This window comes from Mesorhizobium sp. Ca11, assembly GCF_020165275.1.
Classification (GTDB): Bacteria; Pseudomonadota; Alphaproteobacteria; order Rhizobiales; family Rhizobiaceae; genus Mesorhizobium.
Window position 1 is genome coordinate 1 of record NZ_JAIUHU010000042.1, and the last position, 1,388, is coordinate 1,388.

Genomic DNA, 1,388 nt, shown 5'->3' on the forward strand with positions numbered 1-1,388 from the left:
TCCTTTCCCTCCGGAGGGGGGAAAGGTGGCGCTGCGAAGCAGCGACGGATTGGGGGAACCACCTGGCAATCAAGCCTTCAGCCGATCAATCACGCCGATCAAGGCCATGCCGGCTATCCGAACTCCCAGAGATTGCCTGCCTTGTGGTGAGAAGCGGTCCGCGCTAGCGGACGAAAAGCCAATTGCTAGAACGGGGAGCTAAAGCCGGTCCGGCTTGCGGATGAAGGCGGCGCCGAGGATCGGCCCCGGCATGCCGTCCTTGCCGACCGACTGCAGCAGCACCGCGCAGCCGCCCTTCTTGGCGATCTCGGTCATCGGCAGTTCGTAACGCTGCGCCTTGCCGTGCCACATGCCGGCGGTCTGGATGTCGGAAACGGCGTTCCAGTAGGTCAGGCTGCGGCCGCTGTTCTCGCCCTGGCCGATCTTCACCGTCTGCGGCGGATCGAAATAGACGATCACAACATGGGCGTCGCTCGGGCCGTTGCCGGCGTCGCCCGCGTCGATCATGACGCGGTCGCTGGTTCGGCTCACCTTGATGCCGACCCGCATGCCCTCGCCGGTCCGGTCCATCCGGGCCAAGGCGCCGTCGACATCCTTGCGGCTGGCGCCGTTGACGTGGCTGCGGCCGTTGATGACGGCTTGCGGCGTGTAGACCGAGCGGCTGCCGAAGGCGCGCATATAGTCATATTGGCGCTCGGTGTTTTCCTTGGTGCTCAGCGTGTCCTGCCAGCCGAGATAGTCCCAGTAATTGACGTGGTAGGCGAGCGCGATGATGTCGTCCTTGCCGGCGAGCTCAGCAAAGAACTCGTCGGCCGGCGGACAGGAACTGCAGCCCTGGCTGGTGAACAATTCGATCACGCCCAAGGGCTTGTCGGTCTGAGGCTTGCCGGTCACGGCCTTGGCGGGCTCGGCTGCAAGGGCCGCGCCGCCCAACGCGGTGAGGGCCAGCGCCAGTGCCGCAAGCCGCAATCGTCCTTGAATTGCCATGACTTTCCAATTCCCGCCGGTGACGCCGGCCTTGTTCTGATTGCCAAAATATGTGGCAGAAGCGCCAGTCAACGGGAAGTCACGTTGCGGTGAAATTTTTGATGTTGCGGCAGCAGGTAAGGGCGCAATAGCCGGGGTGATTGCATTTCACGGCGCGGTTCGATTCGGGAGCAGCGTCCTCGCCATGTGGCAAACTCTCCTGGCCCCAGTCGATCTCTATTGCGAGCGGACGGGGCCTGGACTTTGGGCGGAGCCGGCCAATGCTTCGACCAAACTGGCTTTCATTGCCGCGGGACTGCTGGCGACGGCGAGGTTGGGAAGGCGAAGGCAGTAGGCAGTAGGCAGTAGGCAGTAGGCAGTAGGCAGTAGGCAGTAGGCAGTAGGCAGTAGGCAGTAGGCAG

At 63.4% G+C, this 1,388-nt stretch carries 1 protein-coding gene; it reads right to left on the reverse strand.

The window, feature by feature from the left end; genetic code table 11:
- Positions 1-198 precede the first annotated feature (198 nt).
- Complete coding sequence (locus tag LB538_RS29115; protein WP_224532841.1) at positions 199-987, reverse strand: DUF1223 domain-containing protein; 789 nt, start codon at positions 985-987, stop codon at positions 199-201.
- Positions 988-1,388 lie beyond the last annotated feature (401 nt).